We start from the raw sequence: 25140 nt of genomic DNA, 5'->3' as shown, positions 1-25140 counted from the left end.
GCGGACATTCACTTGAGCAGATCCCACGAGATGGGCGTGCCGCGCGGCACCGCGCGGGCAACGGTGCGCCCGATCACCGCATCGATGTATCCGGGCGCCAGCCCCAGTCCGGGCCGGATCGCGCGCACGTTGTCACGGCTCAGCACGTCGCCCGGCACCAGATCGGCGGTGACATAGAGCGAGCGCCTGAACTGCAGCGACTTGCGCTCGGCTTCGGTCGGTCCGTAACGCACCTCGCCCAGCGCCTGCCAGGCACGCTCGGTCTCCACGACCAGCTGCACCATTTCATGCGGTTCCATCGAGAAGGTGGCGTCCACGCCGCCTTCGCTGCGATCCAGCGTGAAGTGCTTTTCGATCACGGTGGCGCCCAGCGCGACGCTGGCCACCGACACGCCGACGCCCATGGTGTGGTCGGACAGCCCCATCTCGCAGCCGAACATTTCGCGCAAGTGCGGAATGGTGCGGATGTGGGTATTGGCCGGCGTGGCCGGATAGGTACTGGTGCACTTGAGGAGCACAAGATGGCGGCAGCCGGCTTCGCGGGCAGCACGCACGGTCTCGTCCAGTTCAGCCAGCGTCGCCATGCCGGTGGAAATGATGAGCGGCTTTCCAGTGGCCGCCACGCGGCGGATCAGGGGCAAATCGGTGTTCTCGAAGGACGCGATCTTGTAGCAGGGCACGTCGAGCGACTCGAGAAAATCGACCGCGCTGTCATCGAAGGGCGTGCTGAACGGAATCATGCCCAGCGCGCGCGCGCGCTCGAAGATCGGCGCGTGCCAGTCCCAAGGCGTGTAGGCCTCGCCGTAAAGTTTGTAGAGTGAGGTTCCCGCCCACAGGCTGTCCGGATCCGCGATGTGGAACTCGCGTTCGTCCAGATCCAGCGTCATGGTATCCGGCGTGTAGGTCTGGATCTTCAGCGCGTGGGCGCCCGACTTGGCGGCGGCATCCACGATGGCCAGCGCCCGGTCGAGCGACTGATTGTGATTGCCGGACATTTCAGCGATCACGAAGGGCGGGGCGCCAGCGCCGATCGGACGGCCGGCAATATTGAAGGCGTCAGTCATCTGGAAGGATCCGCTTGAAGAAGCGCGCGGCATCGGGAAGGTAGCCGGCAGACAGGAACATGTGGCGGGACGACGCGTTGTCACCGGCCACTTCGGCGCGAATCTTACACACACCTGCCGGCCGTTCGAGCGTCAGCCAGCGTTCTGCGGCGGCGAGCAGATCGCCGCCCGCACCGGCGCCATGTTCGCCCGGGGAGAGATAGATCGACACTTCGGCCTCGTCACCGGCCAGATCGAAGCGCACCACGCCCAGCGCCTGACCGTTGCGCTCGCCGACCAGCAGCAGCCGGTCGGCGCGCCCGAGCGTTTCAGCCAGCCAGGCATCGTGTGCGGGGCGCGGAATCGGGTCCCGGTTGCGCGACACCCGACGCACCGCCTCGCGGTTGCGCCATGCGAAGAGGCAGTCACTGTCCGCCACTGCCACCGGACGCATCGTGACGCCGGTGCAGCCCAGCGCCCGGCAGACCCGGGCGGAGCCGGCGCCGTCGACCGTCGCTGCACCGGCGGCGGACAGCGCATGCAGCAGGTGCGGGCTCTCGCAAAGCGCCGCGATCTGTCGCAGCAGCGCCTCATCCTCATGATCGGCATGCAGCGGTGCATGTAGCAGCCCAGCGTCAGCTGCGGTTGCGACCTGTTCGCGCTGATTGTCAGCCACCGGCCAGACCAGCGCCGGCAGCCCGACGCAGGCACGCTCCCAAACCGCGGTGCCGCCGGCACCAATGGCCAGATCGGCCGCTGCCATCAGCTCGGCCATGCGACCGGTCTGCACATGACAGCCGTAGCCGGCCTGCGCGCAGGCCGCCTCGATGGCGGCGCGATGAGGGTGCGCGGCGCCGATCACAACATCGACCGCAACCTGCGCAGACAGCACGCGCGGCAGCAGCGCGATCACCCGACCGGTCTGGTTGGCCGCATCGACACCGCCGAAGAACACCAGCACCCGGCGCACCCCGCCGTCGCGATGGCGGCCACGCATGGCCGTGAACTCCGGCCGCAGCAGCGCGTAACGCGGACCGAGAAGCCGCCGGGCAGAGGCCGGAACCCGCTGCGCGTAGCGCGCAGCCATGTCGGCATACAGATTCTGATCCAGCAGCAGGTCGCATGCGTGATCGCGGTCCGCCAGATCGTCGATCGCCATGATGCGGAGCGCCCGCTCGCGCAGCGCACGCTCCCAGCGCGCATCGAGCGCGTAGTGGTCGACGATGAGCCAGTCGGGCGCGAAACCGGCCAGTGCGGCGCAGGTGCGCGCCGCATCTTCCGCCTGGGAACCGCCCAGCCAGGCCGCATGGGGCAGGTCGTCCGGCTCGCCCGCGCCATCGATTCGCATCACCGCGTGACCCGCCGCCTGCAGGCGCTCCTGCGCACCTTCGGTGAGGTGGCGACAGACGAAGCGTATCTGCGCACCGCGCTGCGCCAGCGCGTCGGCCAGCGTCTGGCAGCGCGCCAGATGGCCGGTGCCGATCTGCGACGAAGCATCGGTGCGGATGCCTACTCTCATGCGACGCCCCCAGCGCGCAGGCGCAGCGCCATGCCGACCTCGGCCATGGCGAAATCAGCTTCATCATCGATATCCATCGCCGACATCCAGTCCATCGGATGCAGGGTATGCCCGGGCAGGTAGAAGCTGCCGCTCTCCAGAAAGGCATTGCGTTCGGCCAGCCACAGCGCGCCGCTCGGGCAGTACAGCAGCGGCAGATCCTGCGACCGCGCGCTGCGAGCTTCAGGAAACAGCCAGTCCGGCTGTCCGTCTGCCTGCAAGCGAGCGGCCCACCACGGGTTCATCCAGCCGAAGCGGAAGGCGCTGATCTGCGCAGGCGCGGCACCGGTCTCGAAGGCCGTCATCGCGTCGCGGATGTCATGGGCATTGCGCAGCGGGCAGTTGGCCATCAGCTGCGCCACCGTGTCGTAACGCTCGGTCCAGTGCGCCTCGGCCTGCAGCAGCGCGACCCGGGTCGCCGCGCTGGAAGGCGCCTGATCGTCGGCGGCCGCATCGCGCAGGAAGGGAACCTCGGCCCCCGCCTCGCGGGCCACCGCGGCAATCTCTGCATCGTCGGTCGACACCAGCACCCGGTCGAAACAGCCGGCATCGATCGCCGCCTCGACCGACCACGCCAGCATAGGCCGGCCACCCAGAGGCAGCACGTTCTTGCGCGGCAGCCTCTTCGAGCCACCGCGCGCGAGGATGATGGCGATGCGACGATTCACCAGACGCTCCAGCCGCCATCAGCCATCATGATGTGGCCGGTAACCGCCGAGGCGGCGTCGGACAGCAGCAGATCCACAGGCCCGGCCAGTTCGTGCTCGCCCAGCATGCGACCGCTCGGGCACAGCGCGGCGTAGCGCTGCTTGAACGCCTCGTCTACCCGACCCTCGACACCGCCGAAGGCCACGCAGTTCACGCGGATGTCCCGCGCCGCCAGACGCACCGCCAGCTCCTTGGTCAGATGCGCCAGGGCCGCCTTGGCCACGCCATACTGCAACGGCGACTGTCGCAGTGGATCGGTGTAAAGGCGCAGGTTGGGAGCGACCGCACCGTACTGCGAGCCGATATTCACCACCGCGCGCAGCCGGGAGTCGGGTGCATCGGCCAGCGCCATCACCAGTTCATACGGCGTCACGACATCGAGCGCGAACTCATCGAGGAAATCCTGGCGAGCGACCCGACCGTCCTCACCGGTACGCAGGAAAGACACGTTGCGCGCGTTATTGATCAGTCCATCCGGCATGCAGCCGATCTGCCTCAGGCCATCCACTACCGTGGCCGCCGCGTCCGGCGCCATCAGGTCGGCACGCAGCGTGTGCAGGGTCCCTCCCACGCCGGACAGGTCTATGGCCAGTTCGGCCAGCGCGTCTGCCGAACGGCCGGCAGCGATCACGGTATCGCCGGCGGTTAGAAAGTGGCGCGCAAGCACGCGACCGATCTTGCCGGTGGCGCCAGTGATGAGGATGGAACGGCTCATGCCTGTCTCCCGAGTTCGATCAGATCCACCACCTCCAGCATGGCGGCGGGCGCGATGCGGACGTCGCGTGCGCGCACGCCATCGACGAAATCCTGCAGCGCCGCGCGGAAGGCACGGAAAGTGTCGGCAAAGTGCAGATCACACCAGCCGGCCGCGCCGAACACGCGCAGGCCCAGCGGCGCACTGGTCGCACCCAGGGTCGATATCCGGACCTCGACACCGGAGGCAAACTCGATCTGAAGCGTAACGCGATCGGCGACTGACCAGCGCTGGCTTCGAATCACCGCCCCACGATCCGGCAACAGCTGCAACAGGGGCTCGATCACATGGACCGCATACTTGTCCCAGTCCTTGGGCACAGTGGCGGCGATGCAGTGGACCGGACCGATCTGGTCGCGCTGGGCAACGGTCAGCCCCAGTTCCGGCGCGTAACGAAGCGCCGAACATGAGAACAGCTGGCCGGGAAAGCGCTGCAGACCAATCAGCGTTTCCGCCTCGACACGCGACAGCGCGAGCGGCTTGTCCACATAGATCGGCACTCCCGCCTCGAGAAAGGGCCGGGCGAGCGCAAGGTGGGTATCAGCGTCGTCTCGCGCCAGCAGTACCGCATCCACCTGTCCAATCAGATTGGTGCAGTGGTCGACGACGTGCTCGATGCATGCCGCCTGAGCCACATGCCGCGAGATCGCAAGGTCCTGAGTCCACACATGGGTCACCCGGGCACCGGCGATCGCGTCGTCCGGAAAGCGCTGCCTCTCAAGGTAGCGCGGAATCACCGGAAAGCCGCAATGCTCCATGGCTACCGCATCATAGCCATTGAAGATGGCCGACCACGAATAGGGATGGCCGTTGCCAGGCGACAGTCCGATCACGCCAAGTCGGAGTGCGCTACTCATGACAGCCTCCAGTTCACCGGATTGAGCAGCGCCGGATCGTTACATGCGAAAGACGTGGCGTCGAAGCGGGGCACCTCGTCCAATCCGTTCAGAGACTGTTCGAGCTGGGCGCGGCTCTGTACGCCGATCAGGCAGCAGCTGACCTCGGACAGATCGCACACGAAGGCGAGTGCGGCCTGTTGCGGCAGCACATTCCGTTCGGCGCAATCGGCATGCCATGCCCGTAGCCGCTCGCGCCAGGGGTCGAAAAAGGCAGGCGCGCTGTCCGGCGGCATCAGCAGCAAGCCCTGCAGGAAGACCGAGCGAACGTGAATTTCAACGCCGAGCGCCGCCAGCCGAGCCAGCGATCCATCGACGATCAACCGCTGGTCGAACACGTTGAGCGGCAGCTGAACCAGATCCGGCGTAAAGCGCGCAAGTATCGCGTCTAGCTGGGCCCCGTCGTAGACCGACACTCCGATGCGCGCGACCTTGCCCTCGGCGCGCAGCGCACGCAGTGCATCGATCAGCCGCTCGCCGCCCGCCACCAGGAGATCGTCGGCGTGGTGTGCGAGCAGACCGTGCACCGCGGGCAGACGCAGCCGCGCCAGCGAACGGATAAACGTGGCCTTCAGGTCATCCGCATCTGCGGCAGTGATCGGCGCATGCGCGTACCGCGGCGTTTTCGTCACCACCTGCAGGCCACTCAGATCCTGCTCGCCGAGTACCGCCTCGGCTTCGCCGTACAGGGCAGCCGTATCGAGGACCTTCAGACCGGCGGCCCGGCCCGCGGCGAGGATGCGCGTCACCTCTGCCCGCGGCGTGCGGCCGTCGCGATTGGCCACGCCGTAGTCCACGCCCCACTGCACGGTGCCGAGGCCGATCCGGACATGACGGTCGGTCACGCGAGCGCGTCCCGGAGAGCGCCGATCACGCGATCCTGATCTGCGTCGGACAGGCCCGGATGCATGGGCAGGCTTATGGCGCTGGCGTAATACCGCTCCGCGCCCGGGCAGTGGCCGGGCCGAAAGCCCAGGCCTGCGTAGTAGGGCTGCAGATGAACCGGTATGTAGTGCACGTTCACACCGATGTCGCGCGCGCGCAGCGCCTCGAATACGATGCGCCGGTCATGACCGGCACCCACCTGCACCACATAGAGATGCAGCGCGGAACGCCCATCCAGTTCGGCCGGCGGCAGGCTCAGAGGAAGCGCTGCGAGCGCTTCGGCATAGCGCGCGGCCACCCGGTGGCGCTGATCTACGAAAGCGTCGAGTCGGTTCATCTGGCTCAGGCCGAGCGCAGCCTGCATGTCGGTCATGCGGTAGTTGAAGCCTAGATCGATCTGCTGGTAGTACCAAGGACCATCCGGGGCGTGGGTCATGTCCGCCGGGTCGCGCGTGATGCCATGGCTGCGCAGGCGCTCCATGCGGCGGGCCAGTGCAGCGTCCTGCGTCAGCGCCATGCCACCTTCGGCGGTCGTGATGATCTTGACCGGATGAAAGCTGAACACCGTAATGTCGCTGTAGCGGCCGTCACCCACCGGCGCACCGTCATAGCGCGCCCCGATGGCATGCGAAGCGTCCTCAATCACCGCAAACCCGTAGCGACGGCTCAGCGCGCGGATCGTCTTCATGTCGCAGGAGCGGCCGCACAAGTGCACCGGAATTACCACCTTGGGCAAGGCACCCGCCCGCTCCGCCTGCGCCAGGCGCTCCGCCAGATGTTCGGCACACATGTTGCCAGTGGACGGATCGACATCGACGAAATCCACCGTGGCCCCGCAGTACAGCGCGCAGTTGGCACTGGCGACGAAGGTGACCGGGCTGGTCCACACCCGGTCGCCGGGGCCTACGCCCAGCGCGAGGCAAGCCACGTGCAGCGCCGAGGTGGCGCTGTTCATCGCCACCGCATGGGCGGCGCCGCAGTAGCGCGCCACCGCCTGTTCGAAAGCGGGGACCGCGGGCCCCTGGGTCAGATAGTCCGACCGGAGCACGCGAACCACCGCCTCGATGTCCTCCTCGCTGATCTGCTGCCGACCATAGGGGATGAAGCCGCTCATATGCGCCCCACCTTGTCGCGGTTGGCATCGATCCACGCGCGCAACGCCTCGATGCTCATCCACTCACGGTTGTTGTCGGAGGAATAGGTGAAATCGGGCGCAACCTTCACGCCGTCATTGATGCGGCCGGGATCCTCGCTCCACTTGTGGATAGCCGGCAGGATCTTGTAGTGATCGCCGTACTCGTAGGTGTGCGGCGCGTCCTCGGGGCCGATCATCTGCTCGTGCAGCTTCTCGCCAGGGCGGATGCCGACGATGTCGTGCTGCGCGTCGGGCGCGACCGCACGCGCGATGTCGGAGATGTTCATCGACGGAATCTTCTTCACGTAGATCTCGCCACCCACCATGTCGTCGAAGGCGTGCCAGACCAGATCAACGCCCTGCTCCAGCGTAATCATGAAGCGGGTCATGCGCGGATCGGTGATCGGCAGCGCGCCCTTGTCGGCGATCGACAGGAAGTAGGGAATGACCGATCCGCGCGAACCCATCACGTTGCCGTAGCGCACCACCGCAAAGCGGGTGTCATTGCCGCCCGCGTACGAATTACCAGCAACGAACAGCTTGTCCGACGCAAGCTTGGTGGCGCCATACAGGTTGGCGGGGCTGCTCGCCTTGTCAGTCGACAGCGCCACCACCCGCTTCACGTTCTGGTCGATGCAGGCATCGATCAGGTTCATCGCGCCGATCACATTGGTCTTGACGCACTCGAAGGGGTTGTATTCGGCGGTCGGCACGATCTTGGTGGCGGCGGCGTGTACCACGTAATCGACGCCGTGCAGCGCCCGGGCGAGGCGGTCCTTGTCTCGGACGTCGCCGATGAAGAAGCGCACCCGCGGATCGTCACCATAGAGCTTGGCCATTTCCCACTGCTTCATCTCGTCACGCGAGAAGATGACCAGACGTCGCGGGTTGTAGCGTGCCAGCGTCATCGGCACGAAGGTATGGGCGAAGGAACCGGTTCCGCCGGTCACCAGGATGGATGCGTTGGTCAGCATGAAGTCAGTCCAGAGAGGGGGCGGCTTCGTCGGCCGCCCTGACAAGTTGATCGAGCACCTCGGCCGGAGCACCGGTCTGCACCACCCGGCCGGCTTCGAGGCGGCACAGCCGGTCGCACTGTTCAACCGTGCTCAGCCGATGCGCCACGATGACGATGGTTTTGCGTCCCTGCAGCGCCGCAACCGCCTTCATCACTTCGGCTTCGGTTGCCACGTCAAGCGCGCTGGTGGCTTCATCCAGCACCAGGATGGGCGGGTCATGGTAAAGCGCGCGAGCGATGCCGATGCGCTGACGCTGGCCACCCGAAAGACGCACGCCGCGCTCGCCGACAAAGGTGTGCACGCCTTCAGGCTGGGCGGCGACAAAGGCCTCCAGCTGCGCGAAGGCCAGCGCGCGAGCCACCGCGGCATCGTCGATCTGCGCGTCCGGAACGCCGAAAGCCACGTTGCGACGCAGCGAGTCGTCGGTGAGATAGATGGATTGAGGAACATATCCGATCTGGCTTCGCCAGCCGCGCAGGTCGTCGCGAATGTCGCTGCCATCCGCGACGATGCGTCCGACATCCGGGTTGAGCAGGCCAAGCAACAGATCCACCAGCGTGCTCTTGCCCGAACCGCTGCTGCCGACGATGCCGAGTGTTTCGCCGGCATGGATATCCAGCGACAGCCGGTCAAGCGCTAGCGCCAGGGCTCCCGGATAGCGATAGCTCAGCGCATCTATGCGGATACCGCGATTGAATGGCGCGCGGGCCGCACCGGCAATGCCTGCGTCCTCCGCACCCTGCGGCCGGGTGAGTTCGGCATGCAGCATGTCGATCACCGGCAGGCCATAACGCAGGCCATGCAGCGCGGTCAGCACGCGATTCATCGAGGGCATCAGCCTGAAAGCAGCGGCCGCGAACAGACCAACCACCGGCACGACATCTGCCAGCGCGCGCTCGCGCCAGATCATGCTGAGCACCAGCAGAGCCAAACCGCCGACCGCCAGCAACTCCAACCACAGACGCGGCATCTGCTGCAGCCCGGACTGCTGTCCGCCCACTTTGGCGACCGCGTCATTGTGCTGATCGAATGCGGCGAGAAAGGCGGCCTCACGCCCAAATACGCGTACATCCTTCACCCCGCCCAACCCCTGCTGGATCTGCTGCAGCTTGAGCCCTTCATGGTGCTGGCGCAGAAGCCCCCAGCGCGCCACGCGCGAGCGGGTGAAACGGTTGAACGCCCACGCCGCACCGCCGACCACCCCGCCGACCACGAGTGCGCCCACCGGCTCAAACAGGAGCAAAAGGGTGCCAATACCGACCAGCACGCACGCTTCGGCAACCAGCAGCATGCCGGGCAGCAGTGCATGACTCCCGAACAGCGTCGCTTCGGTGGTAACGTTGCGGATCAACTGCGCAGAGTTGTGCTGCACGTGGAAAATGTAGGGTTCAGCCAGATAGCGGGCAAACAGCTTGTGTGCCACCCGTGCCTGTGCCGCGAAGGCAAAGGCAGACTGGCGCCAGGCGAGAAAAGCGAGAAAGGCGTTCTTGGCCAGATAGACCAGCGCTAGCGCCGATACGGCCCAAGCCACCAGCGTCGCCTGCGGCGGTTCGCCGAGCAGCCGTAGCACGCTGGCCACATGAGGGCCGCGGGAGGCGGGATCGTCCTGCATGAGCACCGCCATCGCGGGTACCACCAGCCCGACGCCCAGTGTTTCGAAGGCCATGCCGACGAGCATGAGCAGGAACAGGCCTCCCGCCGACCGTCGCTGATCGGGGTCGAGCACCGCGAACACCTTTCGCGCCAGTGCAAACCGGGACGCAGCGCCGCTCATTGCCGACTCTCTTCCGGCGGGGTCTCGTCCGCCTGCGCGCTCATGCGGCGCGCCTCGACCTGCAGTTCCTCGATCTCGGATCGCAGCGTTTCGTACTCCTGCAGTTTCTGCTTGAGATAGCGCAGCGACACCCGCGCCTTCTCCTCGAAGCCGGCAGGCGTCAGGAAATACATGTAGGCGAGCTTATTGCGGCTGTTGCGGAAGTTGCGCGCCTTGACCAGGCCACGCTCGATCAGCGCGTTCAGGCAGAAATTGACCTTGCCGACGCTCATACCCAGCGCCTGCGCGAGCTGTCGTTGCGACAGTTCGGGCTTCGCTTCCAGCAATTTCAGCAAGCGGTATCGGGTCTGTTCGTCGAGCATCGTGCGTTCATTGATTGAACGCGCGAATTACACACGTAGCCGCCTTCACTGTCAATTCGGCCGACATCCGGCTGCTATGCTCGCGCCCTCATGATGCGCGCCCTCTACACCCTGATCTGGCTGCTCGGTCTGCCCTTCGCGCTGCTGCGCACGCGGCTGCGCGGCCGGCACGAACCCGGTTACCTCGAAGACATCGGCGGCCGTCTCGGCCTGGGCGCGCAGCCCCCTGCCCGCCCGACGCTCTGGCTGCACGCGGTGTCGGTCGGGGAAACCCGAGCGGCGGCACCGCTGCTGGCGGCGCTGCGTGCGCACCACCCGGATCACCGCATCCTGATCACCCATATGACCGCGACCGGCCGCGTCACGGCACGCCAGCTGTATGGCGATTTCGCGGAGTTCGCCTGGCTGCCCTGGGATCTGCCCTGGGCCCAGCGCGCCTTCCTGCGCCGGTGGAAACCCGAGCTGGGCGTCGTGATGGAGACCGAGATCTGGCCTAATCTGCTGCAGGAATGCCGGCAGGCGGGCGTGCCGGTGGTGCTGGCGAATGCCCGGTTGTCAGCCCGCTCTGCCGTACGCTACGCCCGCCTGGGTGGTTTCGTGCGGACCGTGCTGCGGGATTTTTCCATGCTGATCGCCCAGACCGCGGACGACGCGGCACGGCTGTCCGCGCTCGGGGCGAAGCAGGTTGCGGTCGCGGGTAACCTGAAATTCGACATCGAGCCGCCGTCCGGTCAGCTCGACCTCGGCCGTCGCTGGCGCGAAGCGCTCGGCCCGCGGCGCGTGCTGCTGCTGGCGAGCACCCGAGAGGATGAGGAAGTCCTGCTGCTCGATGCCCTGCTGCCGGTCCTGTCGGACGACGTGCTGATCGCGCTCGTGCCGCGACATCCACAGCGCTTCGACGACGTCGCCGGCCTGATCCGGACGCGCGGCATCACGCTGCGCCGGCGCAGCACCGGGGAACTGCCGGACGCGGACACCCGGATCTGGCTGGGCGACGCGATGGGCGAAATGTTCGCCTGGTACGCGCTGGCAGATCTGGCCCTGATCGGCGGCAGCTGGCTACCGCTCGGCGGACAGAATCTGATAGAGGCCTGTGCGGTCGGTTGTCCGGTCATCGTCGGACCGCACACCTTCAATTTCACACACGCCACGGCCGATGCCATCACCGCCCGTGCCGCCCGGCGCGCAGCGCATCCGGCCGAAGCGGCGTCAATTGCAACGCAGCTGCTGGCCGACCCGCCGGCACTCGCGATGATGGGGGCTGCGGGCCTCGCATTCGCGCAAGCCCATCGCGGCGCCACCGCGCGCACGATGGCGTTGATCGAGCCGCTGCTACCCGACGCTACCTGACCCTCACCGCCCCCGCCTCCACCTTCAGTCGCTGTCGTCCATGTCCGGCGGGAATCTGCACGGTACCGGCCAGGCGATACGGTCCGACCACGCTCGGCGCCACCTCGACCACGGCGCGGCGCCCTGCAGCCGAGTGGCTTTCCAGCCACCAGCCCTTGTCGTCGCGCGTCGTGCGCATGCCGAAGGGCCGCGCCAGCGGCTCGCCGACGAACACGCCTTCGCCGGGCCAGGCCACGCTTTTCCAGTAGGCCTCGATCAGCGTTTCGCCCTCGGCGTAGTAGGTCATCAGGATGCCCGGGTGCGGAAACTTGCCAAGGTGGTTGCACGGCTCGACCACGGTGCCGTAGCTGCCCGTGGCGCCGGCCCGCAACCATTCGAGGGCGCTCATCTGTGTCCGGTTACCGGTCAGCTGGCCGCCGAAGGAGGTCAGATGATCGGCCGGCGCGCCGGGCAGGAAGGTGAGCGTGTCGATCGCCGGCACCCTGACCGCACCGGTGAAATAGCCGATCACGTCGCGCCGCCCGCCCGCCTCGGCTGCAGTCGGTGTCTCGAAATGCAGGCCGCGCACCTGCTGCACGATTTCGTCGAACATGCCGGCGCGCACATTGCGCGCGGAATCCTCGGTGCGCACCAGATAGACGCTGCCTTTCGGATAGCTGTAGTCCGAGGCGATGCCGCGGTCGATCAGCTGACGCACCTGCTCGACCGATTCGCCGGCCAGCAGCATGGCCGGCCGTGGCATCGGCATGTCCTCGCTCATGGCGCGACCGCCATTGAACATCCGACTGGTCTGCGTCGGCCCGCAGCTGTCGGAGCAGAAGCGTTCGTCGTAGCCGAAGGCGAAGGCCGAGGTGATGCTCATGCAACCGGCGCGCCACGGCTTGGTCCACGCCAGCGCGAACGCCTGGATGCCGGACGGCAGCTTCTGCTCGACTTCCGCCTGCAGCGCCTCGAACTCGGCGCGTGTCAGTGCCGCGCGGTCGTGCGGCAGCCGCACCTCGATCAGGTTCGCCTCCGGTATGCCGCGTCGGATGCGGTAATAGGTGCCGGCATCGACGCTGGCCGGATCGGACACATTGACGATGACCGCCAGCTCGCCCGGGCCCAGCGCTCGCGCGACTTCGGCGAGCGGAAGCAGCAGGGCGAGCAGCAGGCAGCGAAGAAAGACAGTGAGTTTCGGCATGTGGCGTCCGGAGCGCATTTCGATCAGGCCGACAGTCTATATAGGCAAGCGCCTGCGAGACACCTGTCCGCGCGCGGGCATGGCACCATCCGGGCGCAGATCCAGCCCTGCGCCCACGACACTATCCAACGGAGGTTCACTCGAATGCGTTATCAAGCCTATCGTGAGCAGTGCAATGCGGACAGCCTGACGATGATCGACGCTGAAGTCCCGCGCCCCGGTCCGGGTCAGGTACTGGTCAAGATGCGCGCAGCGTCGCTGAACTATCGCGATCTGTTCATCCTGCAGGGCCTGTATCCCGGCGTCGACTCGAAGGATCTGATCCCGCTGTCCGACGGCGCTGGCGAGGTGGTCGAGATCGGCGCTGGCGTCGATCGTTTTGCCGCTGGCGACCACGTGATCGGCACCTTCTTCGAAACATGGATCGCCGGCCGGCTGCAGCCGGCGTATTTCGGCAAGACCCTGGGCGGCACCGCACCCGGCGTGCTCACCGAATACCGCCTGTTCCCGCAGGAATCGCTGGTCGCCAAACCGGCGCACCTGAGCTTCGAGGAAGCGGCGACCCTGCCCTGCGCCGCGCTGACCGCGTGGAACGCGCTGTTCGAAGGCCCGGCCCCGCTGCGTGCCGGCGAACGCGTGCTGGTGCTCGGCACCGGCGGCGTGTCGATGTTCGCGCTGCAACTGGCGAAGGCGGCCGGCGCCGAGGTGATCGCGACCTCGTCGAGCGACGCCAAGCTGGAAAAGGCAAAGTCGCTGGGCGCGACCACGCTGATCAATTACCGCAGCCACCCGGAGTGGGATCAGGAAGTGCGCACCGCCACCGGCGGCGCAGGCGTGAATCACGTGGTCGAGGTCGGTGGCCCGGGCACGCTGCAGCGCTCGATCGCATCGCTTGGCCAGAACGGCCAGGCGCACCTGATCGGCGTGCTGACCGGCGGCGAAATCAACCCGCTGCCGCTGCTGTTCACCACCTCGACCGTGCGCGGCGTGTTCGTCGGCTCGCGCGAAATGTTCGAATCGATGAATGCGGTGATTTCGCTGCACAAGATCCACCCGGTCATCGATCGCGTGTTCGGCTTCGACGAGGCACGCGCAGCACTCGCACACCAGCAGAGCCAGGCCCACGTCGGCAAGGTGGTGGTGAGGATAAGCTGAGGGGCTAGGGGCTAGGGGCTAGGGGCTAGGGGCTAGGGGCGGAGTCCGGCGCGCACCGAGGGTTCCTTACCTCCAGTCCCCAGTCCCTAGCCCCTCTACCCCAGCCCCTCCTCAAAGCGCCTTCGCCGAGAAGGTATCGCAGGCCGCCATCTCGCCCTGTTCCAGCCCGCGGCGGAACCAGCGCATGCGCTGCTCGGCGCTGCCGTGGGTAAAGCTCTCCGGCACCACATAGCCCTGCGCCTGCTTCTGCAGCGTGTCGTCGCCGATGGCGGTGGCGGCACGCAGGGCCTCCTCGACGTCGCCCTGCTCCAGGATGCTGCGCGAGCGGTTGGCGTGGTGCGCCCAGATGCCGGCGAAGCAGTCGGCCTGCAGTTCCATCCGGACCTGCAGCAGGTTGGCCGCGCGCTCGCCTGCGCGCTGTTTCGCACGCTGCACCTTTTCGGCAATGCCCAGCTGGTGCTGCACGTGGTGCCCGACCTCGTGCGCGATCACATAGGCCTGGGCGAAATCGCCGGGCGCGCCGAAGCGGCGCTGCAGGTCGTCGTAGAAACCGAGGTCGAGATAGACGCGTTCGTCGGCCGGGCAATAGAAAGGCCCCATTGCCGCCTGCCCCATGCCGCAGCCGGTCTGCGTGCCGCCGGTGTAGAGCACCAGCCGCGGCTCGCGGTACTCGCCGCCGCCGGCGCGGAACAGCGCACCCCAGGTGTCCTCGGTGTCGGCCAGCACACGCGAGGTAAAGCGCGCCAGGCCGTCCTGCTCGGCCTGACCGGTCGACTGCACACCCGGCTGTACCGGTGCCTGCTGCTGTGCATCCGGCAGGCCACTGCCCATATTGAGCACCACCGACGGATCGACGCCGAAATACATCGCCACCAGCGCCAGCACGATGGTGCCGATGCCTATGCTGCGCCCGCCACCCGGCAGGCCGCCGCGAGCGCCGCGCCTGTCCTCGATGTTCTCGCTTTCCCGTCCGTCGTCCAGTCGCATGCTCGCCCCCTCCTCGCAGACGCACATGATAGGCGGATCAGGTGGTGGCGGTATCCATCACCGGTAGCCACAGCGTGACCGTGGTGCCCGCGCCGGGCGCACTGACGATTTCGATCTCGCCGCCGTGCAGATCCATGATCTCCTTGACCAGCGACATGCCCAGACCGGTACCCGGAATGTTGCCCGAGGGGTCGGCGCGATAGAAGCGCTCGAAGATGCGCGCCTGCTGCTCGGGCGTCATGCCGATACCCTGGTCGCTCACGTGAATGCCGGCCATCAGGCGCGAGTTACGCGTCACCTCGGTCACCGACAACCTGACCTCGCCGCCGTCCGGCGAGTACTTGAAGGCGTTGGTGATGATGTTGCTCAGCGCGCGCACCATCTTCTCGTGGTCGACGCGGATGCGCGGCATCGACTGCGGCATGTCCAGCGACACGCGATGCGTGTCGCCGGGCATCGTCAGACCTTCCAGCGTCGCGTTGATGAGCATCTTGACCGGCAGGTCCTCGTAGCGGAAATCCTGTCCGGCACGCGCTTCGATGCGGGCAAGGTCGAGCAGGTCGTTGATCAGGTTAACCAGCACGCGCGACTGCCGGTGGATGATGCCGTGCATGCGCCGGCGCGCCGTCTCGTCGTACTCGCGGTTCAGCAGCAGTTCGGCGAAACCGAAGATGGACGACAGCGGCGTGCGCAGTTCGTGCGCCGCCGTGCTGAGGAACTCGCTCTTCATCCGGTCGACTTCGAACTGCTGGGTAATGTCGCGGAAGTAGAGCACCGTTTCCGACCGCCCCTGCGGTGCCACGCGCGCACTGCGCTCGAGCACGCGGCGCTCCGGGCGCAGCAGCCACAGCCGCTGCGCCGCCTCGCTCGACCCGTCGAGCGCGAACTCCGGCCAGGGCTGCGCCGGGTCCGACAGCCCGGCCATGCGCCGGTCGAAGGTCTGCGCGTCCAGCCCTAGCAGTTCGCTCTGCGCCAGATGCGTCATGCGCACGAAAGCCGGGTTCACATTGGTCAGGATGCCGTCCGCATCGAAGGTGACGAAGCCGTCGGGCGACAGCGCGAACACCGTGTGCAGGCGATTGGTCCGGCGGATCAGCTTCTGCTCGAATTCGACCCGCTCGGTGATGTCGTCGAACACATCGACGTAGTGCGTCACCTGTCCATCGTTGTCGCGTACCGGTGACGAAGACAGCGCCACCCACATCGTGCGCCCGTCGGCCCGCCGCACTTCTGCCGTCGTGCTGAAGGGCTTGCCATGGGCAACGGCCCAACGCATCTCGTCGCCGACGCGGTCGTCCGACGCACCGTCGGCGGCATACGAGAAAGGACGCCCGATGAGCGCCTGCGCACTGCGCCCGGTCAGTCGCTCGAAAGCTGCATTCACATAGACCACGGGCAGGCCGGCGCGCTGCACGTCGCGAATGAGCACCGCCTCGCTCGACGACTCGAGTGCCCGGTCGTGCAGGCGCATGCGCGTCTGCGCGGCAACCTGCTCGCTCACGTCGCGCAGCAGCAGTGTGTGAACCACGCGCCCGTCATGCATGAACCCGCTGGCCGAGACGGTCACCGGGAACTGCCGTACGCCGCCGCGCAAGCCGGTGCAGTCCTCGTGCCGCGCCAGGCGGGCGCCGGATTGCGCATCGTGCAGCCGCGCGGCGAACCACGCGGCGTCGAACTGCGGCAGCAGACGCGACAGCGGCAGGCCGATCACCTCGTCCGGACGGCGGTCGAACATGTCGGCAGCCGAGCGGTTCATGGTCAGCACCATGCCGCTCTCGTCGGTCGTGACGATGCCGTCGGCAGCCGTGTCGAGCACCGCCGACAGCCGCGTTTCGCTGAGTGCCAGTTCGCGCGTCGTTGCCCGCGCATTGCGGTGCGCCCGGGCGGTCTCGGCCAGCAGTCGCAGCAGATGGAAAAGTACCGCGCTCAGCGCGATACCCATCAGCGGCACGAGCCACAGCACCAGATGGTCGGAGCCGAATCCGGCGGGCGCGCAGGTACGCACCGTCCAGACGTGCCCGGCGACCTCGATCTCGCGCACATCCTCCAGGCCGGACAGCTTCTGACCGGCGCCGGCATTGCTGTAGAGCAGCGTCTCCTTGTCCACGCCCCGACCGTCGTGAATGGCGACCACGACATGGTCGGCATAGCCGCGCAGCGCGCTGCCGAACAGATCGTGCGCGCGATAGGGGCTGTAGGCGTAGCCGATCAGCGCGCGCCGGCGCGCCTCGACGGTATCGACTGCGGCGCCGCGCGCATACACCGGGTAGTACAGCAGGAAGCCCGGCTGTACGCCTTCCTTGCCCTCCTGCACCAGAACGACGCGCCCCGAGAGCGCGGCGTCACCGCTGTCGCGCGCGCGGCTCATCGCCGCCGACCGTATCGGCTCCGAATTCATGTCGAAGCCGATCGCCCTGCGGTTGCGCTCGTTCAACGGGGCGAGGAAGAGGATGCTGTGATACTCGGCGCGCGGCGTGTCGGGCTTGATCGCGTAATCGGGCATCTGCCGGCGGATCGCCGCCTCGTGTGCCGCCTTTTCGGCCGCCGGCAAACGCACCGACAGACCGACGCCGAGGATGCCCGGAAAGTTGCGCTCCAGATTGAGCTCGTTCACATAGTCGCGCCACTCGTCGCGCGTGACCTCGCGGCTAGCTCGAACGAGGCCGGCCGCGCCGCGCAAGATTTCCTCGTGCGCAACCATGCGACGACGCAACTGGGCGACCACCTTGTCGACTTCGCTGTCGAAGCGCTGCGCAGTGGCGGTGTTCAGCCTTGCCCAGAGCAGCGTGCTCACAGCCGCGGTCACCAGCAGGCCGAGCGACAGCGCCAGCCAGGCCAGCCAGTCGGGAATGTTCAGCCGGTGGCGCAGGCTGGCGTCGGTCGCTGCCATCGTCGCGCTCCGGGCCTGCGGCCCGTCACCCTTCATCGCGCCGACGAGCCTCCGAGCAGCGCAGCGATCCGGTCGAGCAGTTCCATCGGGCTGAATGGCTTGGTGAGATAGGTGTCGGCCCCGGCTTCACGGCCGGCCTCGATGTCTCGCTGCTGACCGCGCGCGGTCAGCAGGATGACCGGCACCCGCGCGGTCGCCGGCTGCGCACGCAGACGCCGGCACATTTCCAGCCCGTCCATCGAGCCCGGCATCATCACATCGAGCAGCACCAGATCCGGCACGTGCTGCTGGATCTTGCTCCAGCCGATGTCGGCGTTCTCGGCCTCGCTCAGTTCGAAGTCGCCGAACTCCAGAGTCATGCGGATGAGCTGACGGATTTCCGGCTGATCTTCGATCACCGCGATGCGGGCCCCCATGTCAGTACGCTCCCCTTACGCGGACTGGGGTGGCACTGCGGACAGGGAACACGTTCATTGCAAGCTCGCCGGAGAGGAATCCGGACAGCTTAACGACGTGAACGCGAATTTGCTTGAGTCGTGTGCGGGAGCGGCCCGCACACGCCGTATTCAGCCTGCCGCGAACACCAGGATGACCTGATCGACGGCCAGGCTCTCGCCCGCTCCGGCCGACACCTTCTCGACCACGCCGTCGCGCTCGGCACGCAGGATGTTCTCCATCTTCATCGCCTCGATCACCGCCAGCCGCTCGCCGGCCTTGACCGCCTGCCCGGGCTTCACCGCGACCTCGCGCAGCAGGCCGGGCATCGGCGACAGCAGGAAGCGCGACATGTCGGGCGCGGCCTTCACCGGCATGCGCGCCAGCAGTTCGGCCGCGCGCTGGCTCATCACCTCGGCGTCGACGCGCACGCCGCGATGCTGCAGCCGGTAGCGCAGGCCGATGCGCTCGACCTGCACCGCGAAGGGCTTGCCGTCCAGTTCGCCGCGATAGACCGGGTCCGACACCTTCCAGTCGGCCACCAGGCGATGCGGCTTGCCGTCGATGCTGACCACGTGATCGTCGCCGTCGACATCCAGCTGCACGAAATGGGCGACGCCGCGCAGGCGCACCACCGCTTCCGGCTTGATGCGGAACTCATGGCCCGGCATCTGGCCGACGATGCGCGAGGCGCGTTCGTTGTAGCGCTGGTGCACGCTCGCCGCCACCGCCAGCAGCAGCGGCGCGTCCTCGAACTCGGCGGCCGCGGGATCAAAGCCCTGCGGGTACTCCTCGGCGATGAAGGCGGTGGTGAAGCGGCCGGCGGCGAAACGCTCATGGCCCAGCACCGACGACACGAAAGCGATATTGTGGTTCGGACCGCGGATGACGAAATCGTCCAGCGCGTCGCGCAGCCGGGCGATCGCCTCGTCGCGGGTGCGGCCGTGACAGATCAGCTTGGCGATCATCGAGTCGTAGTGCATCGACACTTCGCCGCCTTCATAGACGCCGGTGTCGACGCGCACGGCATCGGTCTGCACCGGTGGCCGGTACTTCACCAGACGTCCGACCGAGGGCAGGAAGCCGCGCGCCGGATCTTCGGCGCAGATGCGCGCTTCCATCGCCCAGCCATCCAGCTTCACGTCGGCCTGATCGAAAGTCAGCGGCTCGCCGGCGGCGACGCGGATCATCTGTTCGACCAGATCGAGTCCGGTGATCAGCTCGGTCACCGGGTGCTCGACCTGCAGCCGGGTATTCATTTCGAGGAAGTAGAAGGACTTGTCGCGGCCGACCACGAATTCGACCGTGCCGGCCGACTGGTACTGCACCGCCTTGGCCAGCTTCACCGCCTGTTCGCCCATCGCTCGCCGGGTGTCGGCGTCGATGAAGGGCGACGGCGCTTCCTCGATCACCTTCTGGTGGCGGCGCTGGATCGAGCACTCGCGCTCGTTCAGGTACACCACCTTGCCGAACGCATCGCCCAGTACCTGGATTTCGATGTGGCGCGGCTCCTCGACGAATTTCTCGATGAACACGCGATCGTCGCCAAAGGCATTGCGCGCCTCGTTCACGCAGGACGCGAAGCCCTCGTGCGCCTCGGCGTCGTTGAAGGCCACGCGCAGGCCCTTGCCGCCGCCGCCGGCACTGGCCTTGATCATCACCGGGTAGCCGATGCCGCGCGCGATCTCGACCGCGCGCTCCGGGCTTTCGATCGGATCGTTCCAGCCGGGAATGGTGTTAACACCCGCTTCCTTGGCCAGCTTCTTCGACGCGATCTTGTCGCCCATCGCTGCGATGGCGTGCGTCTTCGGGCCGATGAACACGATGCCCTCGCGCTCCAGCGCCTCGCAGAAGGATTCGTTCTCCGACAGGAAGCCGTAGCCCGGGTGCACCGCTTGGGCGCCGGTCGCCTTGCAGGCGGCGATGATCTTGTCAGCCACCAGATAGGACTCACGCGCCGGCGCCGGGCCGATGCAGACGGCTTCGTCCGCCAGTTCGACGTGCAGCGCGTTGGCGTCCGCTTCGGAGTACACCGCGACGGTGGCGATGCCCATGCGGCGCGCGGTGCGGATGACGCGGCAGGCGATCTCGCCGCGGTTTGCGATCAGGATCTTTTCAAACATGGCGGGTCTCCGCTGCGAGGTCGCCCTCACACGCTGCGCGTGTGAAGCGGGGAGTGAGGTTCGCAGCGCGACCGCGCTGCGAGTCGCCGCGGTTCGCGATCAGGATTTTTTCAAACATGGCAGGTCTCCGCTGCAACTTGTGCGACCAACATTCTCATCATCATGTTCAACCTTCCTTCCGCACCATCACAGCGGGATGTTGCCGTGCTTGCGCCACGGGTTCTCGATCTGCTTGTCGCGCAGCATGGCCAGCGATCGGCAGATGCGCTTGCGCGTCTCGCTCGGCATGATCACGTCGTCGATGAAGCCGCGCTTGCCGGCGATGAAAGGGTTGGCGAACTTCTCGCGGTACTCGGCTTCACGCGCGGTGATCTTGGCCGGGTCGTTCTTCTCTTCGCGGAAGATGATTTCCACCGCGCCTTTCGGCCCCATCACCGCAATCTCCGCACTCGGCCAGGCGAAGTTCACATCGCCGCGCAGATGCTTGGAGCTCATCACGTCGTAGGCGCCGCCGTAGGCCTTGCGCGTGATCACCGTCACCTTGGGCACCGTGCATTCGGCGTAGGCATAGAGCAGCTTGGCGCCGTGCTTGATGATGCCGCCGTATTCCTGCGCGGTGCCCGGCATGAAGCCCGGCACGTCGACCAGCGTGATGACCGGAATGTTGAAAGCGTCGCAGAAGCGCACGAAGCGCGCCGCCTTGATCGAGCTCTTGATGTCCAGACAGCCGGCCAGCACCAGCGGCTGGTTGGCGACGATGCCGACCGTGCTGCCTTCCATGCGCGCGAAGCCGACGACGATGTTCTTCGCGTAGTCGGGCTGGATCTCGAAGAAGTCGCCGTCATCGACGATCTTGAGTATCAGCTCCTTCATGTCGTAGGGCTGGTTTGCGTTGGCCGGCACCAGCGTGTCGAGGCTGGGGTCGAGGCGGTCGGTCGGGTCGGTGCTCGGGCGCACCGGCGGCTTCTCGCGGTTGGACAGCGGCAGGTAATTGAACAGGCGGCGCGTGTACATCAGCGCATCGACGTCATTCTCGAAGGCGAGGTCGGCCACGCCGGATTTCGTCGTGTGGGTGGTCGCACCACCGAGGTCCTCGGCGGTCACTTCTTCGTGCGTCACCGTCTTCACGACTTCCGGGCCGGTCACGAACATATAGCTCGAATCGCGCACCATGAAGATGAAGTCGGTCATCGACGGCGAATACACCGCGCCGCCGGCGCACGGGCCCATCACCAGCGAAATCTGCGGAATGACGCCGGAGGCCATCACATTGCGCTGGAACACTTCGGCATAGCCACCGAGCGACGCGACACCCTCCTGGATGCGGGCGCCCCCCGAATCGTTGAGGCCAATCACCGGCGCGCCCACCTTCATCGCCTGGTCCATCACCTTGCAGATCTTTTCCGCGTGCGACTCGGACAGCGAGCCGCCGAACACGGTGAAGTCCTGCGAGAACACGAACACTAGCCGGCCATTGATGGTGCCGTAGCCGGTCACCACGCCGTCGCCCGGCACCGAGTCGTCGGCCATGCCGAAGTCGGTGCAGCGGTGCTCCTTGAACATGTCCCACTCTTCGAAACTGCCTTCGTCGAGCAGCACTTCGAGGCGTTCGCGCGCGGTCAGCTTGCCGCGCGCATGCTGCGCGTCGATGCGGCGCTGGCCGCCACCGAGGCGGGCCTTCTCGCGCTTCTCGTCGAGCTTGCGGATGATGTCTTGCATCGTCAGTCCTCCGTGAATTCAGTCCATCGCCTGCAGCAGCCGCAGTGCGGCCGCCGATGCAGGCAGGGTGCCGGCGGCCACCGCCGCGCGGATGTCCGGCAGCGCAGCGCGCACCGCCGCGTGATGTTCGAAACGATGGCGCAGGCCCTGATCGACCAGCGCCCACATCCAGTCCAGCGCCTGCCGGCTGCGCCGCGCCTCCCAGGCGCCGCTGGCCTGCATGGCATCGCGGTAGCGCAGGATGGCCGACCAGAAATCATCCAACCCGGCATGCTTCACCGCCGACACCTTGAGCACCGGCACCGTCCAGTCGGGCGAGGCCGCGCGCAACAGGTGCAGCGCGCCCTTCATCTGCTGCATCGCGCGCTCGGCCGCGGTTTCATCGAGATCGGCCTTGTTGAACACGACCACATCGGCCAGTTCGACGATGCCCTTCTTGATCGCCTGCAGGTCGTCGCCCGCATTGGGCAGCTGCAGCAGCACGAACACGTCGGTCATGCCGGCCACCGCGGTTTCCGACTGACCGACGCCGACGGTTTCGACGATGACCACATCGAAGCCGGCCGCCTCGCACACCAGCATGGCTTCGCGCGTACGCGCCGCGACACCGCCCAGACTGCCGGCCGACGGTGACGGACGGATGAAGGCGTCCAGGCTCTGCGACAGGTGCTCCATGCGCGTCTTGTCGCCGAGGATGGAACCGCCGGTGACCGTCGACGACGGATCGATCGCCAGCACCGCCACCTTGTGCCCCTTCGCGATCAAGGCCAGACCGAGCGCCTCGATGAAGGTGGATTTGCCGACGCCGGGCACGCCGGAAATGCCGACGCGGATCGAGCGGCCGGTGCGCGGCAGCAGCGCGCGCAGCACCTCGCCGGCGCGCAGCTGGTGATCGTCGCGCGTCGATTCGATCAGCGTGATGGTCTTGGCCAGCGCGCGGCGCTGGCCAGCCATTACGCCGTCTACGAGCGACTGATCGGACGCGTCAATCACGCGACCTTCGCCCGGATCGCGTCCAGCGTGTCCTTCGCGGCTTTCGGGATCGGCGTGCCGGGACCGAACACGCAGGACACGCCATGGCCGTACAGCTCGTCGTAGTCCTGCGCCGGAATGACGCCGCCGACCACCACCACGATGTCGTCCGCGCCCTGGGCGCGCAGCGCCGCAATCAGTTGCGGCACCAGCGTCTTGTGACCGGCCGCCAGCGTCGATACGCCGACTGCATGGACGTCATTCTCGATGGCCTGGCGCGCCGCCTCTTCCGGCGTCTGGAACAGCGGCGCGATGTCCACGTCGAAGCCGAGGTCGGCGAAGGCGGTGGCGATCACCTTGGCACCGCGGTCGTGGCCGTCCTGGCCCAGCTTGGCGATCAGGATGCGCGGGCGACGACCTTGCTCTTCGGCAAACTGGCTGACCTCCTCCTTCATCGCACCCCACCCTTCGTCATCGGCCACCACGGACTGATACACGCCACTCACCGCCTGCGTGCTCGCGCGGTGACGGCCCCACACCTTTTCCAGCGCATCCGACACCTCGCCCACCGTGGCGCGTGCGCGCATCGCGGCGACCGACAGTTCGAGCAGATTGCCCTGACCGGATTCGGCCGCAGCGGTCAGTGCCGCCAGCGCGGCATTCACCGCCGCAGCGTCACGACTGGCGCGGATGCGCGCCAGCTGCGCCACCTGCGACTCGCGCACCGCGACATTGTCGATCACCAGCACGTCGAGCGCGTCTTCCTTGTCCAGCCTGTACTTGTTCACACCGACGATGACGTCGCGGCCGGAGTCGATGCGCGCCTGTTTTTCGGTCGCGCACTTCTCGACCTGCAGCTTGGCCCAGCCCGACTCGACCGCCTTGGTCATGCCGCCCATCTGCTCGACTTCCTCGATGATGGCCCAGGCGTGGTCGGCCATGTCCTGGGTCAGCTTTTCCATCATGTAGCTGCCGGCCCACGGGTCGATCACGTTGGTGATGTGCGTCTCTTCCTGCAGGATGAGCTGTGTGTTGCGCGCGATGCGGGCCGAGAATTCAGTCGGCAGCGCGATCGCTTCGTCGAAGCTGTTGGTGTGCAGCGACTGCGTGCCACCGAACACGGCGGCCATCGCCTCGACCGTGGTGCGCACGACGTTGTTGTACGGGTCCTGTTCGGTCAGCGACCAGCCCGAGGTCTGGCAGTGGGTGCGCAGCATCTTCGACTTGGCGCTTTTGGCGCCGAAGCCATCCATGATGCGGCTCCACAGCAGTCGTGCCGCGCGGAGCTTGGCCACTTCCAGATAGAAGTTCATGCCGATGGCGAAGAAGAAGCTCAGTCGCCCGGCGAAATCATCGACATCCATACCGCGCGCCATCGCGGTGCGCACGTATTCCATGCCGTCGGCCAGCGTCAGCGCCAGTTCCAGGCCCTGGGTCGCACCCGCTTCCTGCATGTGGTAGCCGGAGATCGAGATCGAGTTGAAGCGCGGCATGTTGCGCGCGGTGTATTCGATGATGTCGGCGACGATGCGCATCGACGGCTGGGGCGGATAGATATAGGTGTTCCGCACCATGAACTCTTTGAGGATGTCGTTCTGGATCGTGCCCGACAGCTGCGCCTGCGGCACGCCCTGTTCCTCGCCGGCGACGATGAAGCCGGCCAGCACCGGCAGCACGGCGCCATTCATCGTCATCGACACGCTGATCTTGTCGAGCGGAATGCCGTCGAACAGGCGCTTCATGTCTTCGACGCTGTCGATCGCCACGCCGGCCTTGCCGACGTCACCGACCACGCGGGGATTGTCCGAGTCGTAGCCGCGGTGGGTCGCGAGGTCGAAGGCGACCGACACGCCCTGGGCACCGGCGGCCAGCGCCTTGCGATAGAAGTTGTTCGATTCTTCGGCGGTCGAGAAGCCGGCGTACTGGCGGATGGTCCACGGCCGTGCCGCGTACATCGTCGCCTGCGGGCCGCGCACGAAGGGCGCGAAGCCGGGCAGCGTATCGGCGTTGGGCAGACCCTCGACGTCGGCGCGGGTATACAGCGCCTTCACCGTCAGACCTTCCGGCGTCTTCCAGTCCAGGTTGGCGGCGTCGCCGCCGGGCGCGGATTTGGCTGCAGCCTTGAGCCACGCTGCGTATTCAGGGTGGGCGCTGCCCGTCGTGTCGGCCATGGTTCTGTCCTTGCGGATTGCGGG

20 protein-coding genes are annotated in these 25140 nt (G+C 66.9%); 2 read left to right on the top strand and 18 right to left on the bottom strand.

Going from position 1 to position 25140, the window contains the following annotated elements; genetic code table 11:
* Nucleotides 1-8 precede the first annotated feature (8 nt).
* From pseI to WDZ97_RS17010, 10 genes are read right to left on the bottom strand one after another with little or no spacing between them, the layout of a single operon-like run.
* The gene (gene pseI / locus WDZ97_RS17055; protein ID WP_425763537.1) at nucleotides 9-1064 is read right to left on the bottom strand and encodes a pseudaminic acid synthase; all 1056 of its coding nucleotides are present in this window, start codon (nucleotides 1062-1064) and stop codon (nucleotides 9-11) included.
* On the bottom strand, nucleotides 1057-2562 hold the full coding sequence (pseG, locus tag WDZ97_RS17050; RefSeq protein WP_425763536.1) for a UDP-2,4-diacetamido-2,4,6-trideoxy-beta-L-altropyranose hydrolase: 1506 nt from the start codon (nucleotides 2560-2562) through the stop codon (nucleotides 1057-1059). Before pseG ends, pseI begins: the two co-directional genes overlap by 8 nt.
* The gene (locus WDZ97_RS17045; protein ID WP_425763535.1) at nucleotides 2559-3269 is read right to left on the bottom strand and encodes a cytidylyltransferase domain-containing protein; all 711 of its coding nucleotides are present in this window, start codon (nucleotides 3267-3269) and stop codon (nucleotides 2559-2561) included. The genes pseG and WDZ97_RS17045 overlap by 4 nt, the downstream gene beginning before the upstream one ends.
* The gene (locus WDZ97_RS17040) at nucleotides 3266-4024 is read right to left on the bottom strand and encodes an SDR family oxidoreductase (RefSeq protein ID WP_425763534.1); all 759 of its coding nucleotides are present in this window, start codon (nucleotides 4022-4024) and stop codon (nucleotides 3266-3268) included. Before WDZ97_RS17040 ends, WDZ97_RS17045 begins: the two co-directional genes overlap by 4 nt.
* The gene (locus WDZ97_RS17035) at nucleotides 4021-4896 is read right to left on the bottom strand and encodes a Gfo/Idh/MocA family oxidoreductase (protein ID WP_425763533.1); all 876 of its coding nucleotides are present in this window, start codon (nucleotides 4894-4896) and stop codon (nucleotides 4021-4023) included. Before WDZ97_RS17035 ends, WDZ97_RS17040 begins: the two co-directional genes overlap by 4 nt.
* A 20-nt stretch (nucleotides 4897-4916) precedes the next feature.
* The gene (locus WDZ97_RS17030) at nucleotides 4917-5804 is read right to left on the bottom strand and encodes an aldo/keto reductase (RefSeq protein WP_425763532.1); all 888 of its coding nucleotides are present in this window, start codon (nucleotides 5802-5804) and stop codon (nucleotides 4917-4919) included.
* Complete coding sequence (gene pseC / locus WDZ97_RS17025) at nucleotides 5801-6958, bottom strand: UDP-4-amino-4,6-dideoxy-N-acetyl-beta-L-altrosamine transaminase (protein ID WP_425763531.1); 1158 nt, start codon at nucleotides 6956-6958, stop codon at nucleotides 5801-5803. The genes WDZ97_RS17030 and pseC overlap by 4 nt, the downstream gene beginning before the upstream one ends.
* Nucleotides 6955-7953, bottom strand: coding sequence for a UDP-N-acetylglucosamine 4,6-dehydratase (inverting) (pseB, locus tag WDZ97_RS17020; protein WP_425763530.1), 999 nt, complete (start codon nucleotides 7951-7953; stop codon nucleotides 6955-6957). Before pseB ends, pseC begins: the two co-directional genes overlap by 4 nt.
* Before the next feature lie 4 nt (nucleotides 7954-7957).
* The gene (locus WDZ97_RS17015) at nucleotides 7958-9769 is read right to left on the bottom strand and encodes an ABC transporter ATP-binding protein (RefSeq protein ID WP_425763529.1); all 1812 of its coding nucleotides are present in this window, start codon (nucleotides 9767-9769) and stop codon (nucleotides 7958-7960) included.
* Nucleotides 9766-10131 (bottom strand): MarR family EPS-associated transcriptional regulator, encoded by a 366-nt coding sequence (locus tag WDZ97_RS17010; protein WP_425763528.1) that lies wholly within the window; start codon nucleotides 10129-10131, stop codon nucleotides 9766-9768. The genes WDZ97_RS17015 and WDZ97_RS17010 overlap by 4 nt, the downstream gene beginning before the upstream one ends.
* A gap of 90 nt (nucleotides 10132-10221) precedes the next feature.
* On the opposite strand from WDZ97_RS17010, the gene waaA reads away from it, so the two are divergent.
* Nucleotides 10222-11481 (top strand): lipid IV(A) 3-deoxy-D-manno-octulosonic acid transferase, encoded by a 1260-nt coding sequence (gene waaA, locus WDZ97_RS17005; RefSeq protein WP_425763527.1) that lies wholly within the window; start codon nucleotides 10222-10224, stop codon nucleotides 11479-11481.
* Here the strand turns inward: waaA and WDZ97_RS17000 are convergent.
* Entirely contained in the window at nucleotides 11474-12664 is a 1191-nt protein-coding gene (locus WDZ97_RS17000; protein WP_425763526.1) for a TIGR03790 family protein, read from the bottom strand. The genes waaA and WDZ97_RS17000 overlap by 8 nt on opposite strands.
* Before the next feature lie 144 nt (nucleotides 12665-12808).
* On the opposite strand from WDZ97_RS17000, the gene WDZ97_RS16995 reads away from it, so the two are divergent.
* Nucleotides 12809-13819 (top strand): zinc-dependent alcohol dehydrogenase family protein, encoded by a 1011-nt coding sequence (locus WDZ97_RS16995; protein ID WP_425763525.1) that lies wholly within the window; start codon nucleotides 12809-12811, stop codon nucleotides 13817-13819.
* Between the two features lie 111 nt (nucleotides 13820-13930).
* Here WDZ97_RS16995 and ypfJ read toward each other — a convergent pair whose 3' ends face one another.
* From ypfJ to scpA, 7 genes are all read right to left on the bottom strand, one after another.
* Nucleotides 13931-14806, bottom strand: coding sequence for a KPN_02809 family neutral zinc metallopeptidase (ypfJ, locus tag WDZ97_RS16990; protein ID WP_304012999.1), 876 nt, complete (start codon nucleotides 14804-14806; stop codon nucleotides 13931-13933).
* A gap of 37 nt (nucleotides 14807-14843) precedes the next feature.
* Entirely contained in the window at nucleotides 14844-17696 is a 2853-nt protein-coding gene (locus tag WDZ97_RS16985; RefSeq protein WP_425763524.1) for a CHASE domain-containing protein, read from the bottom strand.
* A gap of 32 nt (nucleotides 17697-17728) precedes the next feature.
* The gene (locus WDZ97_RS16980; RefSeq protein WP_304013001.1) at nucleotides 17729-18112 is read right to left on the bottom strand and encodes a response regulator transcription factor; all 384 of its coding nucleotides are present in this window, start codon (nucleotides 18110-18112) and stop codon (nucleotides 17729-17731) included.
* Between the two features lie 150 nt (nucleotides 18113-18262).
* A complete protein-coding gene (locus tag WDZ97_RS16975; protein ID WP_425763523.1) occupies nucleotides 18263-20254 on the bottom strand; it encodes an acetyl-CoA carboxylase biotin carboxylase subunit in 1992 nt (663 codons plus the stop codon).
* Between the two features lie 186 nt (nucleotides 20255-20440).
* Nucleotides 20441-21973 carry an acyl-CoA carboxylase subunit beta gene (locus WDZ97_RS16970; RefSeq protein WP_020163045.1) on the bottom strand — a complete coding sequence of 511 codons (1533 nt, stop codon included), beginning with the start codon at nucleotides 21971-21973 and terminating at the stop codon, nucleotides 20441-20443.
* 18 nt (nucleotides 21974-21991) lie between these two features.
* Nucleotides 21992-22966 (bottom strand): methylmalonyl Co-A mutase-associated GTPase MeaB, encoded by a 975-nt coding sequence (gene meaB / locus WDZ97_RS16965; RefSeq protein WP_425763522.1) that lies wholly within the window; start codon nucleotides 22964-22966, stop codon nucleotides 21992-21994.
* On the bottom strand, nucleotides 22963-25116 hold the full coding sequence (scpA, locus tag WDZ97_RS16960) for a methylmalonyl-CoA mutase (protein WP_425763521.1): 2154 nt from the start codon (nucleotides 25114-25116) through the stop codon (nucleotides 22963-22965). Before scpA ends, meaB begins: the two co-directional genes overlap by 4 nt.
* Between the last annotated feature and the right edge of the window lie 24 nt (nucleotides 25117-25140).

Origin of the sequence: Methyloversatilis sp. MC4-4 (assembly GCF_049843555.1) — a bacterium.
In the GTDB taxonomy this organism is placed as follows: domain Bacteria; phylum Pseudomonadota; class Gammaproteobacteria; order Burkholderiales; family Rhodocyclaceae; genus Methyloversatilis; species Methyloversatilis discipulorum_B.
The sequence above is the reverse complement of the archived record's forward strand: the minus strand, read 5'-3'. Positions and strand labels throughout refer to the sequence as shown.

Coding starts and splice junctions, on each gene's coding strand:
- pseI (WP_425763537.1), bottom strand. CDS start 1,064: ATGACTGACGCCTTCAATATTGCCGGCCGTCCGATCGGCGCTGGCGCC.
- pseG (WP_425763536.1), bottom strand. CDS start 2,562: ATGAGAGTAGGCATCCGCACCGATGCTTCGTCGCAGATCGGCACCGGC.
- WDZ97_RS17040 (WP_425763534.1), bottom strand. CDS start 4,024: ATGAGCCGTTCCATCCTCATCACTGGCGCCACCGGCAAGATCGGTCGC.
- pseC (WP_425763531.1), bottom strand. CDS start 6,958: ATGAGCGGCTTCATCCCCTATGGTCGGCAGCAGATCAGCGAGGAGGAC.
- pseB (WP_425763530.1), bottom strand. CDS start 7,953: ATGCTGACCAACGCATCCATCCTGGTGACCGGCGGAACCGGTTCCTTC.
- WDZ97_RS17015 (WP_425763529.1), bottom strand. CDS start 9,769: ATGAGCGGCGCTGCGTCCCGGTTTGCACTGGCGCGAAAGGTGTTCGCG.
- WDZ97_RS17010 (WP_425763528.1), bottom strand. CDS start 10,131: ATGCTCGACGAACAGACCCGATACCGCTTGCTGAAATTGCTGGAAGCG.
- waaA (WP_425763527.1), top strand. CDS start 10,222: ATGATGCGCGCCCTCTACACCCTGATCTGGCTGCTCGGTCTGCCCTTC.
- WDZ97_RS17000 (WP_425763526.1), bottom strand. CDS start 12,664: ATGCCGAAACTCACTGTCTTTCTTCGCTGCCTGCTGCTCGCCCTGCTG.
- WDZ97_RS16995 (WP_425763525.1), top strand. CDS start 12,809: ATGCGTTATCAAGCCTATCGTGAGCAGTGCAATGCGGACAGCCTGACG.
- ypfJ (WP_304012999.1), bottom strand. CDS start 14,806: ATGCGACTGGACGACGGACGGGAAAGCGAGAACATCGAGGACAGGCGC.
- WDZ97_RS16985 (WP_425763524.1), bottom strand. CDS start 17,696: ATGGCAGCGACCGACGCCAGCCTGCGCCACCGGCTGAACATTCCCGAC.
- WDZ97_RS16980 (WP_304013001.1), bottom strand. CDS start 18,112: ATGGGGGCCCGCATCGCGGTGATCGAAGATCAGCCGGAAATCCGTCAG.
- WDZ97_RS16975 (WP_425763523.1), bottom strand. CDS start 20,254: ATGTTTGAAAAGATCCTGATCGCAAACCGCGGCGAGATCGCCTGCCGC.
- WDZ97_RS16970 (WP_020163045.1), bottom strand. CDS start 21,973: ATGCAAGACATCATCCGCAAGCTCGACGAGAAGCGCGAGAAGGCCCGC.
- scpA (WP_425763521.1), bottom strand. CDS start 25,116: ATGGCCGACACGACGGGCAGCGCCCACCCTGAATACGCAGCGTGGCTC.